This window comes from Dermacoccus sp. GAS27A (genome assembly GCF_044909235.1).
Lineage (GTDB): Bacteria > Actinomycetota > Actinomycetes > Actinomycetales > Dermatophilaceae > Dermacoccus > Dermacoccus nishinomiyaensis.
The window spans coordinates 109744-125314 of record NZ_JBIYDW010000001.1 but is presented as its reverse complement, the minus strand read 5'-3'; the positions used below and the strand labels follow the sequence as shown (position 1 = coordinate 125314).

At 70.6% G+C, this 15571-nt stretch carries 9 protein-coding genes; 1 reads left to right on the top strand and 8 read right to left on the bottom strand.

What is annotated here, in order from left to right; all coding sequences use genetic code 11:
* Positions 1-35 precede the first annotated feature (35 nt).
* Positions 36-968: a LysR family transcriptional regulator gene (locus tag ABH936_RS00550; RefSeq protein WP_006946558.1), complete on the top strand. Its 933-nt coding sequence runs from the start codon at positions 36-38 to the stop codon at positions 966-968.
* Here ABH936_RS00550 and ABH936_RS00545 read toward each other — a convergent pair.
* The 8 genes from ABH936_RS00545 to ABH936_RS00510 form a co-directional block, all read right to left on the bottom strand.
* Positions 959-3445 carry a ComEC/Rec2 family competence protein gene (locus ABH936_RS00545; RefSeq protein WP_404602063.1) on the bottom strand — a complete coding sequence of 829 codons (2487 nt, stop codon included), beginning with the start codon at positions 3443-3445 and terminating at the stop codon, positions 959-961. The genes ABH936_RS00550 and ABH936_RS00545 overlap by 10 nt on opposite strands.
* Positions 3442-4332, bottom strand: coding sequence for a helix-hairpin-helix domain-containing protein (locus ABH936_RS00540; RefSeq protein ID WP_404602061.1), 891 nt, complete (start codon positions 4330-4332; stop codon positions 3442-3444). Before ABH936_RS00540 ends, ABH936_RS00545 begins: the two co-directional genes overlap by 4 nt.
* 144 nt (positions 4333-4476) lie before the next feature.
* Positions 4477-5652, bottom strand: coding sequence for a DegV family protein (locus ABH936_RS00535; protein ID WP_404602059.1), 1176 nt, complete (start codon positions 5650-5652; stop codon positions 4477-4479).
* Entirely contained in the window at positions 5652-8522 is a 2871-nt protein-coding gene (leuS, locus tag ABH936_RS00530) for a leucine--tRNA ligase (RefSeq protein WP_404602057.1), read from the bottom strand. Before leuS ends, ABH936_RS00535 begins: the two co-directional genes overlap by 1 nt.
* Positions 8523-8747: 225 nt before the next feature.
* Complete coding sequence (gene rpsT / locus ABH936_RS00525) at positions 8748-9008, bottom strand: 30S ribosomal protein S20 (protein ID WP_006944584.1); 261 nt, start codon at positions 9006-9008, stop codon at positions 8748-8750.
* Between the two features lie 201 nt (positions 9009-9209).
* Complete coding sequence (gene holA, locus ABH936_RS00520; RefSeq protein WP_281712071.1) at positions 9210-10181, bottom strand: DNA polymerase III subunit delta; 972 nt, start codon at positions 10179-10181, stop codon at positions 9210-9212.
* A 63-nt stretch (positions 10182-10244) separates the two neighbouring features.
* Positions 10245-12593 (bottom strand): ATP-dependent DNA helicase, encoded by a 2349-nt coding sequence (locus tag ABH936_RS00515; RefSeq protein ID WP_281712070.1) that lies wholly within the window; start codon positions 12591-12593, stop codon positions 10245-10247.
* 117 nt (positions 12594-12710) lie between these two features.
* Positions 12711-15443, bottom strand: a complete 2733-nt coding sequence (locus tag ABH936_RS00510; RefSeq protein WP_288756443.1) for an MGH1-like glycoside hydrolase domain-containing protein — start codon at positions 15441-15443, stop codon at positions 12711-12713.
* Between the last annotated feature and the right edge of the window lie 128 nt (positions 15444-15571).

Sequence of the window (15571 nt, the reverse complement as noted above, 5' to 3'; positions counted from 1 at the left end):
CTCAACAATGGATAAGAGCACGTTATTCTTGGTGCATGATCGATGCAGCCGGGCTCCGCGTCATGAAGGCGATCAGCGACGAGGGCAGCTTCACCGCCGCCGCTGCCGCTCTCGGCTATTCTCAGCCGGCCGTGTCGCAGATGGTGCGCCGTCTCGAGGAGAAGACCGGGACGGCTCTAGTGGAGCGCCTCGGCCGCTCGGTGCGGCTGACGGAGGCCGGGCAGGTGCTGGCGCGCACGGCGACGCCCGTCCTCAGTGCCCTCGAGGCCGCCGAGGGTGAGGTCGCCGCCATCGCGGGGCTGCGCGCCGGGCGGGTGCGCCTCATGGCGTTCCCGTCGGCATCGTCAACGCTCGTCCCGCGCGCCCTCGCACTCGTCAAGGAGCGGTTCCCAGACGTCAAGGTCAGCTTCGCCGAGGCCGAACCCCCGGAATCCCTGGCGAGCCTGCGTGCCGGCGATTGCGACGTCGCCGTGGCGTTCACGTACGACGACGCGGACCCGCTCCCCGCAGGCGAGGACCTGGACCCGTTCCTCACCCGCGGGCTCCTGCACGACGACGTGCGTCTCGCCGTCCCGCGCGATCACCCCCTCGCCGCAGCCGAGAGCGTCCGCATGGAGGAGCTCAGCGACGCCTCGTGGATCGCGGGGTGCCCCCGATGCCGTGGCCACCTCGTCAGCCTCGCCCAGGGCGCCGGTTACGCGCCCGACGTCGCGTTCGAGACGGAGGACTATGTCACCGTTCTCGGCCTCGTCGCGGAGGGCCTCGGCGTCGCGCTCATTCCCGAGCTGATCCTGCGCTCCACGTCGCATCCGGACGTCGTGACGTTGCCGCTGCTGCCGTCGAGCCGGCGCTGCGTGTTCGCCGTGACGACACCCGACCTGCAGCGGGTCCCCGCCGTCACCGCCACCCTCGAAGCCCTCGCCGACGCGGCAGCACGGGTGCCGAGCGCGCAGCACGCTCATCGCTGAGCCTGCAGGCTGATCGAGCCACCCGTCGCGAGGGCGTCCACGTCACCCTGCGTGTCGGTACGCCACACCCGCGCGTCGTGCCGGGCCAACAGTTCGAGCGTCTTCTTCGTCGGGTGACCGTAGTCGTTGCCGGCGCCCACCCCGATCACGGCCTGACGCGCGGCCGCCGCCTCGTAGAGGCGCTCGTTCTGGTTGGAGCTACCGTGGTGCGCCACCTTGACGAGGTCGAACGCGCGTCGCCGGGCGCTCTGACGCACCTGTTCGATCACCGCGGCCTGCGCCTCACGTTCGCAATCGCCCAGCATGAGCGCGTGATACGCGGGCGCCGATACGTCGAGCACGAGTGAGGCGTTGTTCTGCACCGACCCCTCCGTCATGACGCGGCGCGGCCACAGCACCTCGATCGTCACCTCGCCGATGACGAGGCGTTGTCCCGGTGCGAGCGCCCCGAGCGAAGCCCGAGGCTGTTCGAGCGCTGCTTGCACCGAACCCAACGCGCCCTGCTCGCCGCGCGATCGTGACGACGCCGCTGCACCGCGGCCTTTGAGTCCCTCGCTCTCCTGAGCGCCCTCCATGACCCACGTTCCGAGGACCGCCACCGGAGCGTCGGAAGCACGCAAGACCTCAGCCAGTCCACCCACGTGGTCGGCGTGGAAGTGGGTGAGGATGACGGCGTCGAGCGTCGTGATGCCGTGACGCTCGAGGCATTGCGCGGGATGGCCGTCGGCAGGCCCCACGTCGATCATGACGGCGCGCGTCGCCCCGGTGCGCACGAGCGCGGCATCCCCCTGACCCACCGCGCACTGCGCATAGACCCACGCGGGCGGTGCGGCCGACTCCCCCGGCAACGGCGCGAGCACAGCCGCCAGGAGCGCCCCCGCGACCCCGAGCGCGACGAGACCGAAGCGACCGGTGAAGACGATGGCCCGCCACGCGCACAGGAGCACGACCACGACGACAATGGCGAGCACGACTCCGGCCAGCCCCTGCAGCCAGGGCACCGAGCCGCCGGGGACGGCGTCAGCGAGGCGGGCCACTGCGCAGATCACCCAGGTGGGCAGCCCCGGCAACCACACGAGCCACCCTGCGAGCGTCGGAGCGATGACGGCGACGGTCGACACAATCATGCCACCGAGCGTCGCCGGCGCGACGAACGGCTCGGCCGCGACGTTCGCGGGGATCGAGACCCACGACACCGACGAATTGAGGGCGACGAGCACCGGCAGGCACAGCGCCTGCGCGGCGAGCGGGACGCAGGTGATCTCGACCATCCCGTCGACGAACCGGCCGCGCCGCGAACCGAGCTTCGTGAGCAGGGCTTGCGACCAGCGTCGCGCGAACAGAACGAGCCCGAGCGTCGCCAGCGCCGACAAGGCGAAGCCGACGCTGACGGCCAGCCACGGATCCCACACCAACAATCCGACGATGGCTGCCGCGAGCGCCGGGCAGGCGGCGCGTTCGCGTCCCCACGACGTGCCGAGCACTCCCACGGCACCCATCGCGGCCGCGCGCACCACGCTCGGTTCGGGTCGGCACAGGACGACGTACGCGGCGAGCGCGACGAGAGCCAGGGCCACCCGCACCCGACGTGACGTGCGCGACCACCCCAACAACCACATCGTCGCGACGAGGACGACCGTCACGTTCGAACCGCTCACGGCGTTGAGGTGCGACATGCCGGTGGCGTTCATCGCGTCCGTCAGGTCGTCCGGTAGATGGGCCGTGTCGCCCACGACGAGCGCGGGCAACAGGCCGGCGGGGTCGTCCGGCAACTGCGACGAGGCGCCGACGAGCCCGGCCCGAACAGGTTCGAGTGTCGTCACCACCCAGGGCGGAGCGCCGACGACGTCCGGGGCGCCGTTGACCTGCACGACGGCGCGCGCCGCGCCGAGACGCTGCGATGGGGCCAGACGCCCGCGCGCCCGCAGGTGGGACTGCCAGGTGAGGTTCGTCCACCGACGATCGCCGACGAGGATGACGGGCGTCGCGACCTCCTGCGTGCGTCCGCGCGCCGTGATGCGGTCGATCTGGGCCGGGACGACGAAGCGCTCGTCGCCTCGGGCACCGACGACCCGGTGCGGCTGGCCCGTCACTCTCGCCTCGAGTGTCGCGACGGCGCGGTCACGGGCCAGCGTCGTCACCGGCCCGGCTTCCTCGTGCGCCAACGTCACCTGCGCCGCAGCGAGGACGATCGTCGTCAGCGCGATGACCAGCAGCGCCCAGAGCGCCCACCCCGACCCGTGTGATGACGCCGGATTCTCGTCGTCCTCGCCCTCGTGCCGGGCTCGGGCTGACTGGTCCGCCCGTAGACCAGGCAAGCGCGTCCCGAACGCGAGGGCCCCGGCGACGATCGTCACGAGGGCGAGGACGACGACCACGATCGCGGGGTCGGGGCGAGCTGAGAGCAGGGTGGCGAGGGCCGCCCAGGCGACGCACGCGGCCGACAACAGCCGCATGTCGTGGCCGCCGAGACTCACACGGTGACCTTGCTGCGCAGGCGATCGAGCATCTTGTCGCCGATACCGGAGACCTCACCGAGTTCGTCGACGCTCGAGAACCGACCGTTCTTCTCACGCCACTCGACGATGCGCTGCGCGAGAACCGGCCCGACCCCGGGCAACGCGTCGAGCGATGTCGCGTCCGCGGTGTTGACGTTGACGACGCCCCCGGCCGCGGCCCCGCCACCGGGCGCTCCCGGAGCAGTCGGGCCCGCCACGGCCGCCGGAGCGCCCGGTGCGGTGGCCCCTGCAGCCGGCGCCACGGGCACCGGCGGGGGGACGCTCTCGCCCGGGCGGGGGACGTGGACCTGCTCCCCATCGACGAGCGGCCGAGCCAGGTTGATCGCCGTCGCGTCGGCACCCGACATCCCGCCGGCCGCCGTCACGGCATCCGCGACGCGGCTTCCGGCCGGCACCTGGACGACGCCCGGGCGCCGCACCGCCCCGACGACGTGAATGCTGAGAGGCGCGCCGCTCGTCGCGCCGGCGACCGAGGCCATGGCAGTGCTGTGAGACGGCGTCGCCGCAGCACCCCTACTCCCCGTCGTCGCCACGCTGGCGCTCCCGGCGATACGCGGCGATGACGACGCGATGAGCGCCTTCGGTGCCGCACCGTCATCTCCGGAACTGAGCAGCAGACGCAGCCCCAGCACGGCGACGGCGAGCACCGCGCACACGCCGATGAGCAGGGCAGCCGGACGCGAGGGACGCCATCGGGCGTCCTCGAGGCCGTCCGGTGCTCGGACGAGTCGGCGGGCGGTGCGTTCCGGTTCGGGCACCCACGTCGGTTCGTGGCGGGCGCGTTCGATCTCGGCGAGCACCTCGTCGAGCCGGTCGTCGGTCTCGGGCAGCGTTCTGCGGGTCATGCCTCGACGGTAAGAAGCCCCATCCCTCCACGCTCGCTGACGCGAGCCGAAGGTGTGGAAACGAGTGCAGGCGCGTGCCGGATGGGCCCGTGGCCGTCACAGCTGTGGAAGAGGCGCGCCCGATGCGGCTCGCAGCAGCCGTCGTCAGCCCGGCGGTTCCGGCATCACCGCGACGACGGCGCCGAGTGCTCCGGCGCCCACGTGCGCGGTGACGACGGCTCCCAGGCGCGCCTGCACCGGCGCCATCGCCCACCGCACGGCTGACGACGACGCGGCGTCGGCCTCCGCTGCAGCGCGGGCACCGTCGCCCCGTGTTCCGTCCGGCGAGGGCGCTCCGAGCGCAGCCACGTCGCCAACCTGGTCGGCCGCATCGGGGCCCGCCGCGCCTGCGTCACCGCCCGCTCGCGGACCCTCAGCCCGGCCGCCCGGCCCGGCCGGCCCCGTCGCATCGTCACCGGAACCCCCAGACGAACCGGTCGAGCTCGCTTCAGCGGAACGCGCTTCACCGTCCCGCCCCGCCCCAGGGGACGCGCCACCGCCCAACCGGTCGACGAGCACCTGCGCCAACTCGGAGTGCTGCAGCGAGTGCACGGCGCAGACGCGTTCGCCCTCGCCGAGGTTCTCGGCCTGAGCCAGAGCCCACGTCCCGAGCCGCTCGACGGCCTTGCCCCGCGATCGCACGCGCGCGAGCGGCGCGATGACGCCGTCGTCGACCTGCAGCAGCGGTTTGATCGACAACGCCGAGCCGAACAGAGCCCCGGCTCGCCCGATCCGCCCGCCGCGGCGCAGCGGTTCCAACGAGTCGACGTAGAACGCCGTGCGCGACGACGCGCACGTGGCGCGCGCCGCCTCGGCCACGGCGTCGACGTCATACCCGGCCTGCGACCAGCGCAGCGCCGCGAGCACGCCGAAACCGAGCGCCATGCCCAGCGTGCGCGAGTCGACGACCTCGACGTCCAACCCCGCCTCGAGCGACGCCAGCCGCGCCGAGCTCACCGTCGACGACAACGCCTGCGATGCGTGCAGCGACACGATGCTCGTGCATCCGGCGTCCGCGAGCGCCCGGTAGGCCTCGACGAACGCCGCCGGTGACGGGCGCGACGTCGTCACCGCTATCCCCTCGGCCTGTGCGGAGGCGACCGCGTCAGCCCCCAACTCGTCCTCGGGGCGCGTGACGTCGCCGATCGTGACGTTGAGCGGCGCGACCCTCAGCAGGCTCGCCGCGTCAGGCGCGCAGGCTGCGACCAACTCGGCGGGGAGGCAGGCGGTCGAGTCGGTGACGACACCGACCCGACCGGCCCTGCCACCGGCTCGAGCCATCAGCCCGCGACGATGTTGACGAGCTTCGGCGCGCGCACGATGACCTTGCGCACCTGCTTGCCCTCGAGGAAGTTCTGCACCTTCTCGCTGGCGAGCGCCGCGGCCTCGAGGTCGGCCTCGCTGATGTCGGCGGCGACGTCGAGACGGTCACGCACCTTGCCCGCGACCTGGACGACGGCGACGACGGTGCCCTGCACGAGGTGCGCCGGGTCGGCTGTCGGGAACGGCTCGAACGCGAGGCTCTGCTCGTGTCCGAGGCGGCGCCACAGCTCCTCGCCGAGGTGCGGGGCGAGCGGCGCCGTCATGAGGACGATGGCCTCCGCGGCCTCGCGCGGCACGGCGTCGAGCTTCGTCAGCGCGTTGTTGAGTTCGATCAGCTTCGCGACGGCCGTGTTGAAGCGCAGGTTCTCGTAGTCGCCGGTGACGCCGTCGATCGTGCGGTGCACGAGGCGTGTCGTGGCCTCGTCCATCCCCTCCTCGTCGACCCGCAGCTCACCGGTGTTCTCGTCGACGACGTTGCGCCACAGGCGCTGCAGGAAGCGCTGTGATCCGACGACGGCGCGCGTCTCCCACGGTCGCGAGGCGTCGAGCGGACCCATCGACATCTCGTAGACGCGGAACGTGTCGGCACCGTAGGTGTCGCACATCTCATCGGGCGTCACGACGTTCTTGAGCGACTTGCCCATCTTCCCGTACTCGCGGGTGACTCGCTGGCCATGCCACTCGTAGATCGTCTCGTCGCCCTCGACGCGCTCGCGCACCTCCGCGGCCGGCACGGGTTGGCCGCGCCCGTCGCGGAAGGCGTACGCCTGGACCATGCCCTGGTTGAACAGCTTGCGGAACGGCTCCTCACTCGAGATGAGGCCGAGGTCGAACAGCACCTTGTGCCAGAAGCGCGCGTACAGCAGGTGCAGGACGGCGTGCTCCGCGCCACCGACGTACAGGTCGACGCCGCCCGGGTCGTTCGCGACACCCTTGCCGAAGCCGCGGCCCTTGCCGAGCCAGTACTCCTCGCACCCCGCGTCGACGAAGCGCTCGGTGTTCGCGGGGTCGGCATAGCGCAGCTCGTACCAGCACGAACCGGCCCAGTTGGGCATCGTGTTCGTCTCACGCGTGTACCTCTTGACACCGTCGCCGAGGTCGAGTTCGACGCTGACCCACTCGTCGGCGCGCGACAGCGGCGACTCGGGCATCGACTCGGCGTCCTCCGGGTCGTACGTCTTCGGCGAGTAGTCGGCTACCTCGGGCAGTTCGACGGGCAGCATCGACTCCGGCAGCGCGTGGGCCGTCCCGTCTTCGTCGTAGACGATCGGGAACGGCTCACCCCAGTAGCGCTGACGCGAGAACAGCCAGTCGCGCAGGCGGTACGTGGTCGTGCCCGTGCCGCGCTCGTTGGCCTCGAGCCACTCGATGACCTTCGTCTTCGCCGTCTCGATGTCGAGGCCGTCGAGCGACAGCCCGGCCGTCGACGAGTTGATCGCGGCGCCCTGGCCCGTGTACGGCTGATCCTCCGGGTGGCCCTCGCTCGGCTGGACGGTGCGCACGATGTCGAGGCCGTGGGCCTGCGCGAACTCCCAGTCACGCTCGTCCTGCGCGGGCACGGCCATGATCGCGCCGGTGCCGTAGCCCATGAGGACGTAGTCGGCGACGAACACGGGCACCGCCCGACCCGTCACGGGATTCGTCGCGAAGGCACCGGTGAACACACCCGACTTGCCCTTCTCCCCCGCCTGACGCTCGACGTCGCTCTTGCGCGAGGCCTCACGGCGGTAGGCGGCGACGGCGTCGCGCGGCGTCCCGGCACCCGCCGTCCACGACTCATTCGTCCCTGCCGGCCAGGCTTCCGGGACGATCGTCTCGAGCAGCGGGTGCTCCGGTGCGAGCACCATGAACGTCGCGCCGAAGATCGTGTCGGGACGCGTCGTGAAGACCTCGATCTGCTCGCGCGAACCGGCCTGGGTCGCGACGTCGAAACGCACCGACGCGCCGTTGCTGCGCCCGATCCAGTTGCGCTGCTGCAGCTTGATCGACTCGGGCCAGTCGAGGCGCTCGAGATCGTCGACGAGACGGTCGGCGTAGTCGGTGATGCGCATCATCCACTGCGGCAGGTTGCGCTTGAACACCGGGAAGTTGCCGCGCTCGGTGCGGCCGTCCGCCGTCACCTCCTCGTTCGCGACGACGGTGCCGAGGCCCGGCGACCAGTTGACGGGGGCGTCCGACTTGTACGCCAGGCGGCGCGCGTTGATCGCCTCAGCGCGCCCAGCGGCGTCGAGGTCGCCCCACGCCTCGCCCGACGGCGTCGCGACGCGGCCGCTCTCGTACGCCTCGACGAGGGTGTCGATCGGGCGGGCCTTGCTCGCGTCCGGGTCGTACCAGGCGTCGAAGATCTGCAGGAAGATCCACTGCGTCCACTTGTAGTACGACGGGTCGATCGTCGCGAACGTGCGGCGCGCGTCGTGCGACAGCCCGAGCTGGCGCAGCTGACGACGCATGTTGACCATGTTGTCCTCGGTCGTCTTGCGCGGGTGCTGGCCCGTCTGAACGGCGTACTGCTCGGCCGGCAGCCCGAACGCGTCGTAGCCGAGGGTGTAGAGGACGTTCTTGCCCTGGGTGCGCTGATAGCGCGCGTAGACGTCCGTCGCGATGTAGCCGAGCGGGTGACCGACGTGCAGCCCCGCACCCGAGGGGTAGGGGAACATGTCCTGGATCATGACCTTCTCACGCCCGGCGACGCCCTGCTCGTCCGCCCACGGTCCGCTCGGGTTGGGGGCCTCGAAGGTGCCTGCCTCCTCCCACGCGTCCTGCCAGCGGCGCTCGATCTGCCCCGCCAGTTCCGCGGTGTAGCGCTGGCTGTGTTCGGTCTCGCTCAAGGGATCGTCCTCACATCGCGTCGGTGCGGGCAGGCCCCGCGAAAGTTCCGGCTCATTATGTCAGGGCGGCCGGGGGCACGTCGTCGGCGTTTTCCCGCGCTGGCCGGCTCGGGCAGCGCGTCGCCTCGCCCTCGGCCCGCCCGGGCCCTGGCATGACGAAGGCCGCCACCTCGAAAGGTGACGGCCCACGTCATGCGAAGCGCTTCTCGCGAAGCACCACGACGATCAGATCTGGTTGAGCTGCTTCGCCATGGCCGACTTCTTGTTGGCGGCCTGGTTCTTGTGGATGACTCCCTTGGAGACAGCCTTGTCCAGCTTGCGCGAGGCAGCAGCGAGGGCCGTCGACGCGGCGTCCTTGTTGCCGGCCTCGACCTCGGCGCGGAACTTGCGGATCCACGTGCGCAGTTCGGACTTGTAGGCCTTGTTGCGCTCGGTACGAATCTCGTTCGTCTTGATCCGCTTCATCTGCGACTTGATGTTTGCCACGAAAATCTCACTTCTTCGGTCGAATGTGTTCTGTCGTGAGGGCGACAGACGGCCTCTCGGATATGGCGTGGGGACACCTGGCGATGAGAGACCGCTGGTTACTGCTGTTGCGTGTGCGCACGACCTGAGCCCACACGCACTCGCTCAAATCTACCAGCCGAGCGACCGCGCGGCGCAATCGGGGCGGCGGGCCCGAGGCCGTCAGTGACGCTCGCTCGGCGCGTGGCGCTGACGACAGATCTCGAGGACCACGTGCTCGACGGCGTACTGCGGATCGCGTCCACCACCCTTCACGGCGAAGTCGGCCGCGGCGACGGCCTGGATCGCGCGTCCGAGACGGACGCCGTCCCATCCGCGCGACGCCGTCCGCGCCTTGTCGACCTGCCAGGGTGGCATCCCCAGCTGCTTCGCGAGATCCGCACTGCGTCCACTGCCGGCCGAGGCGACCTTGGCGACCTGGCGCAGCTGCGAGGCGAGGACGGCGACGATTGGCACGGGATCGACCCCGGAGGCGAACGCGTGGCGCAGCAGCCGCAGGGCCTCGGGCGCGTTGCCGGCGACGGTCGCGTCGGCCACGCGGAAGCCCGTCGCCTCCACCTTGCCGCCGTGGTAGGTGCCGACGGTGTTCTCGTCGACGATGCCGCTCGTGTCGTCGACGAGCTGACGGCACGCCGCGGCGAGCTCCGAGGTGTCCTTGCCGGCCGCCTCGAGCAGCGCCCGCACGCCCTCGGGTGTGATGCGGCGGCGTGCGCGACGAAACTCGTTCATGACGAACGCCGACTTGTCGCGATCCGACTTGATCGCCGGCGCCTCGATGACGCGCGCCTTCGCCTTCTTGAGTGCATCCAGCACGCGCTTGGCGCGGTTGCCGCCCTTGTGCAGCACGATGAGGTTGGCGTCGTCGAGACCGACCTTCAGCGCGTCCTCGAGCTCGTCGACAAGGGCGTCCGGCGCCTCGTCGAAGTCACGCACGACGATGACGCGGCGCCCACCGAACAGGCTCGGCGACAACTCCGTCGTGAGACGCCCGGGCTGGTACTCGGCGACGTCGATGCGCACGATCTCGGCCTCCGGGTGCGCGGCCGTGATGGCCTCGAGGCTCTCCTCGACGGCGCGCTGGGCGAGGATGCGCTCGGGCCCGGTGACGAGGATGATCTGCGGGACGTCGCTCATGCCGTCACCCTCTCACTCGCCACCGACAACGCACCCGCGCCACACGATGCGCCATCCGCCACGTCAGGATCCCTGCGGGCGCAGGCCGAGCTGTTCGCAGCGCGCGACGACGGCGTCCTCGCTCATCTCGAGGTGATCGGCGAGTTCGTCGAGCGTCAGGCCCATGCCGATGCCCTCGCGCAGTTCCTCGTCGGCCTCGGCCGTCCAGGCGTGCCCGTCGGTGACGGCGGTGCGGGCGCTCTCCTCGACGGGGGCAGGCTTCGGCGGGGGTGCCTGCAGCGCGCTGGCGGTGCCCATGCCGCTGACGCCGGCCGCCTGCGCCGCGGCCAGGGCCCGGGAGCGCGCCTCCTCACGCCTCGCCCCCGACGCGGCGTCGGCACCGGCCTGCCCGGCCTGCTGTGACGTCGCGGGTTTCTTCGTCGGCGCCTTCGTCGAGCGGGTGCCGGCCTCCGCGACGGCGCGGATCGGGGGCGCGTTCTCGTCGAGGCGCGCGAGGGCCTTGAGGATGAGCGCGCGATCCGTCGTCGGCCAGAACGGTGGGAGCGACCGCTGCAGGAACCCGGCGTAGCGCGCCGTCATCATGCGCGAGTCGAGAAAGGCGACGACGCCGCGATCGTCGGCATGACGGATGAGGCGACCGGCACCCTGCGCGAGCCGCAACGCCGCGTGCGTGCCGGAGACTGCCATGAACCCGTTGCCACCCATCTTGGCGATGGCCTGCGAGCGCGCCGAGGCGAGCGGGTCGTCGGGGCGAGGGAACGGGATGCGGTCGATGATGACGAGCTGCAGGCTCGAACCGGGCACGTCGACGCCCTGCCACAGCGTCATCGTGCCGAACAGGCAGGTGTTCGCGTCGGAGGCGAAACGGCGCACCAGCGTGCCCATCTGGTCCTCGCCCTGGCACAGGACGGGGAAGTCGTCGCCGAGGCGTTCGCGCATCGCCTCGGCGGCGCTCTGCGCGGCGCGCATCGAGGAGAAAAGCCCGAGCGTGCGCCCGCCCGCGGCGCGGATCAGCGTCTCGATCTCGTCGAACGCCTGCTCGGACATGCCGTCGCGCCCCGGCGCGGGCAGGTGCTGCGCGACGTAGGCGATGCCCTGCTTGGGGTAGTCGAACGGTGAGCCGACGTCCAGGCCGTTCCACGCCGGGCCACCCGCGCCGCGCAGGCCGAGCGTGCCGGCGACAGCGTCGAAACTGCCGCCCAGTTCGAGGGTCGCCGACGTCATGACGACGGTCCGCTCGCCGAAGATCTTGTCGCGCATGAGCATCGCGACGCTCATCGGCGCGACCCGCAGCGCCGTGATGTTCGCGCGCGCATTGTGCGAGATCCACAGCACGTCGAGTTCGCGTTCTTCGAGGATGCGCTCGCAGGTAGAGAAGATGTCGTCGATCGCCGCGCGCGCCATCTGACGCACGCCGTCATTGTCCTGCGGGTTCTTGGGCTTGAGCTCGCTCGCGATCGAGCGTGCCGCGTCGAGGATGGCGCGGATCGCCATCTCGAGCGGGTCGGACAGCCCGAGCAGCCGCCCTTCCTGGTGTTGCTCGAGGGCGTCCTTGAGCAGGTCGGCCGAGCGCTTGAGGTCGTCGGTGTCGGCGAGGCGCCCGCACCGTTTCGCGGCGGCGCTGATCGTGCCCGTCGTCAGCTCGTCGGTGATCGTCGCCGTCACCCGATCGACGAGTTCGTGCGCCTCGTCGACGACGACGACGTCGTGCTCGGGCAGCATCTGGCGGCCCTCGAAAGCATCGATCGCCATGAACGAATGGTTCGTGACGACGACGTCGACCTCCTTCGCGTCGGCACGCGCCAGCTCGACGAAGCACTCCTCGACGACGGGGCACTTGCTGCCGAGGCATTCGTGGCTGGAGACCGACACCTGCCGCCATGCCTTCTCCGAGACGCCGGGCACGAGCTCGTCACGATCCCCCGAGTCGGTCTCGTTCGCCCACTCGCGCAGCCGGACGACCTCGCGGCCCGTGCGACCCGCGTCGGCGTCGACCTGGCCGACACCGAGCAGCGTGTCGGCGTCGTCGTCGGGGTAGCCGCCCGTCAGCTTGTGCTGGCACAGGTAGTTGCGCCGGCCCTTGACGAGCGCGTACGTCGGACGCCGCCCGAGCAGCGGCTCGAGGGCATCGGCGAGGCGTGGCATGTCGCGGTCGACGATCTGCGCCTGCAGCGCCAGCGTCGCCGTCGCGACGACGGCCGGCTTGTTGACGTCGAACGCGTGCCGGATCGCGGGAACGAGGTAGGCGAGCGACTTTCCGGTGCCGGTGCCCGCCTGGACGAGCAGGTGCTCGCCCGTCTCGATGGCGTGCTCGACGGCCTGCGCCATCTTCGCCTGGCCGGGGCGCGGCACCCCACCCACCCCACTGACGGCGGCAGACATGAGCTCATCGAGGGAGGGCAGTTCGGGCATGCCCCAACCCTAGGCCAGCGCGTACCGCGGCACCGACTCGAGCGCGCCGGGGCTGTGGATCAGCCTGCGCCGCCACCCTGACGGCGCCCCCAGCCGTCACGACTGGGGACGACGACGTCACTCCCCCGGCAGCAAACCGGGCAGCGCCGGCGCGTGGTCGGAGCAGATGTAGTGCGCGACGAGCGCGGTCCAGCCCGTCTGGTGCGCGGCGCCGAGGCCGACGCCGGTGTCACCGTGGAAGTACTCGCTGAACGTCACGTGCTCGTCCCACAGCGGGCCCTCGGGGTACTCGCGCTGATCGCCCGGGCGTCCGTTCGGCGCGAGACGGAACAGGTTCGTCAGGCGATCCTCGAGGTCGAGGACGATGTCGGACAGCTTCATGAACCGGCCCGAGTTCGTCGGGTATTCGTACTCGGTGTCGCCAGGCGTCGAAGCCGCGTAGAGGCGCAGCGCGTCGACGACGAGGAAGTTGACGGGAAACCACACAGGCCCACGCCAGTTCGAGTTACCGCCGAACAGGTCGATGTCGGACTCGCCCGGCGTGTAGTGGATCGACATCTCCCGCCCGCCGATCTGGGCGGTGTACTCCTCGCGGTAGGCGGCCGACAGCGAACGGATGCCGTATTCGGAGAGGAACTCCTCCTCGTCGAACAATCGCTTGAGCAGCAGATCCCGTCGGCGCTTGGAGATGAGCGACAGCGTCAGCTTCTCACCGCCCGAGTCGTGCTCGGCCTGCGCGATCGCCTTCATCATCGCGGGCTCGCGCTCCATCATCCACTCGACCTCACGGACGAAGTCGGGCAGTTCGTGCTGCACCCAGCTCGGCGCGATGAGCACGGCCATGAGCGGCAACAACCCCACCATCGAACGCACGCGAAGCTGCGTGATGTGGCCTGCCGGGTCGGACAGGGCGTCGTAGAAGAAGCCGTCCTCCTCGTTCCACAGGCTGGAGACGACGTCGGGGCTCGTGCGGTCCATCGCCCGGGCGAGGTTGATGAAGTACTGCAGGAACGTCGTCGCGGCGTTGTCGTAGCCGCGCTCGCGCCGCGCGAGCTCGAGCGCCATCCGCAGCATCGACTGGGAGAAGAACGCCATCCAGCTCGTCGCGTCCGACTGTTCGAGCTTGTAGCCGGGCGGCACGTCGGTGGAGCGGTCGAAGAGTGTGATGTTGTCCATGCCGAGGAAGCCGCCCTCGAACAGGTACGTCCCGTCGGCGTCCTTGCGGTTGACCCACCACGAGAAGTTGAGCAGCAGCTTGTTGAACACCTGGATGAGGAAGGACTGATCCTGGCCGCCGTCGATGGCGTACACCTGCCAGCACGCCCAGGCGTGGACGGGCGGGTTGACGTCCTCGAACGCCCACTCGTACGCGGGCAGTTGGCCGTTCGGGTGCTGCGCCCACTCGCGGCACATGAGGACGAGTTGATGCTTGGCGAACTCGGGGTCGATGTGCGCGAGCGGCACCGTGTGGAACGCCAGATCCCACGCGGCGAACCACGGGTACTCCCATTCGTCCGGCATCGAGATGACGTCCGCGAGCGCCAGGTGCCGCCATCCGACGTTGCGCCCCGGGCGCCCGTCGAGGCCGGTGACGCGCGACAGCGGCGGCGCCTCGCCGGCCGGGTCGCCGGCGAGCCACTCGTCGACGTAGTAGCGGTAGAGCTGCTTGCCCCACAGCAGACCCGCGAAGGCACGACGCGCGATGTGCCGGTCGTCGCGCGAGGCGGAGGTGGGGATGACGGCGTCGTAGAACTCGTCGGCCTCGTCGCGGCGCGTGCGCATGACGATGTCGAAACCCTCACCGAATGCGGGATCGCCGGGCGGCGGCTCCTGGTGGGCGGTGCCCTTCGGTTGGTGCGCGGTAGAACGGCCCACCCCGCGCATCCGCAGCCTGACGGTGACGCTCTCGCCCGGGCCGATGTCGTCGAAGTGGTACCAGAACCCCACCTTCGTGCCGTAGTCGAGGCGGATCGCCTCGCTGTCACCGTGCACGATGCGAGCGTCGAAGCCGTCCTTGGTCAGCTCGCGACGGTTGAACTCGTGGCCGAAGACGGCACCTTCGTTCGTCTCGTTGTCGCAGAAGATGATGCGCGGGCTGCCGTCGGCATGCAGCTCGTAGTCGCCGAGCCAGCCGTGCTCGGCGCGCACGGTGTTCGCGTCGACGAGTGAGATCGACGGCTCCCGGTCGTCGCGCCCCCACGACCAGGTGTTGCGGTACCAGGCCTGCGGGACGAGGTCGAGCGGTGCCGCATCGGGCCCGTGGTTGGTGACGGTGTACTCGAGGCACAGGTCGGTCGGGTTCGCCTTCGCGTGCTTGACCTCGACGTCGAAGAAGCGGTTCTCGGCGAAGACACCCGTGTCGATCAGCTCGTACTCGTCGTCGGTTCGCGAACGCTGCGCCGCCTCGGCCCGCAGATGGTTGTAGGGGAATTTGGCCTGTGGGTAGCGGTAGAGCCAGCTCGCCCACGAGTGCGTCGGCGTCGCGTCCGTCGGCCACCAGACCTCCTTGACGTCCTCGCCGTGGTTGCCCTCGTTGTTCGTCAACCCGAACAGGCGTTCCTTGAGTCGGTCGTCCTTGCCGTTCCACATGGCGAGGGAGACATTGAAGAAACCGAACCGGTCGCACAAGCCTGCGAGGCCGTCCTCGCCCCAGCGGTAGGCGCGCTGGTGCGCCTGGTCGAACGGCAGATACGCCCACGCGTTGCCGTCGGCCGAGTAGTCCTCGCGCACCGTCCCCCACTGCCGCGACGCCATGTACGGCCCCCACAGCCGCCAGGGGTCGCTGTCCTTCGGCGCCTGGGCGAGACGGCGGTGCTCCGCGGTGGCGGTAGGGCGGGAAGTCGATGACACCCCCGCATTTTAGGTGAAGTGTGGGACACACCACCGCGCCGTCTGACAGGTGAGCCATCTCACCCGCGTGGGCGCCGACGAGCCGCCATCCTCACGGGAGCGTGACAGTGGTGGCTCGTCGTCGGCCG

Coding starts and splice junctions, on each gene's coding strand:
- ABH936_RS00550 (WP_006946558.1), top strand. CDS start 36: ATGATCGATGCAGCCGGGCTCCGCGTCATGAAGGCGATCAGCGACGAG.
- ABH936_RS00540 (WP_404602061.1), bottom strand. CDS start 4,332: ATGACCCGCAGAACGCTGCCCGAGACCGACGACCGGCTCGACGAGGTG.
- ABH936_RS00535 (WP_404602059.1), bottom strand. CDS start 5,652: ATGGCTCGAGCCGGTGGCAGGGCCGGTCGGGTCGGTGTCGTCACCGAC.
- holA (WP_281712071.1), bottom strand. CDS start 10,181: ATGAGCGACGTCCCGCAGATCATCCTCGTCACCGGGCCCGAGCGCATC.
- ABH936_RS00515 (WP_281712070.1), bottom strand. CDS start 12,593: ATGCCCGAACTGCCCTCCCTCGATGAGCTCATGTCTGCCGCCGTCAGT.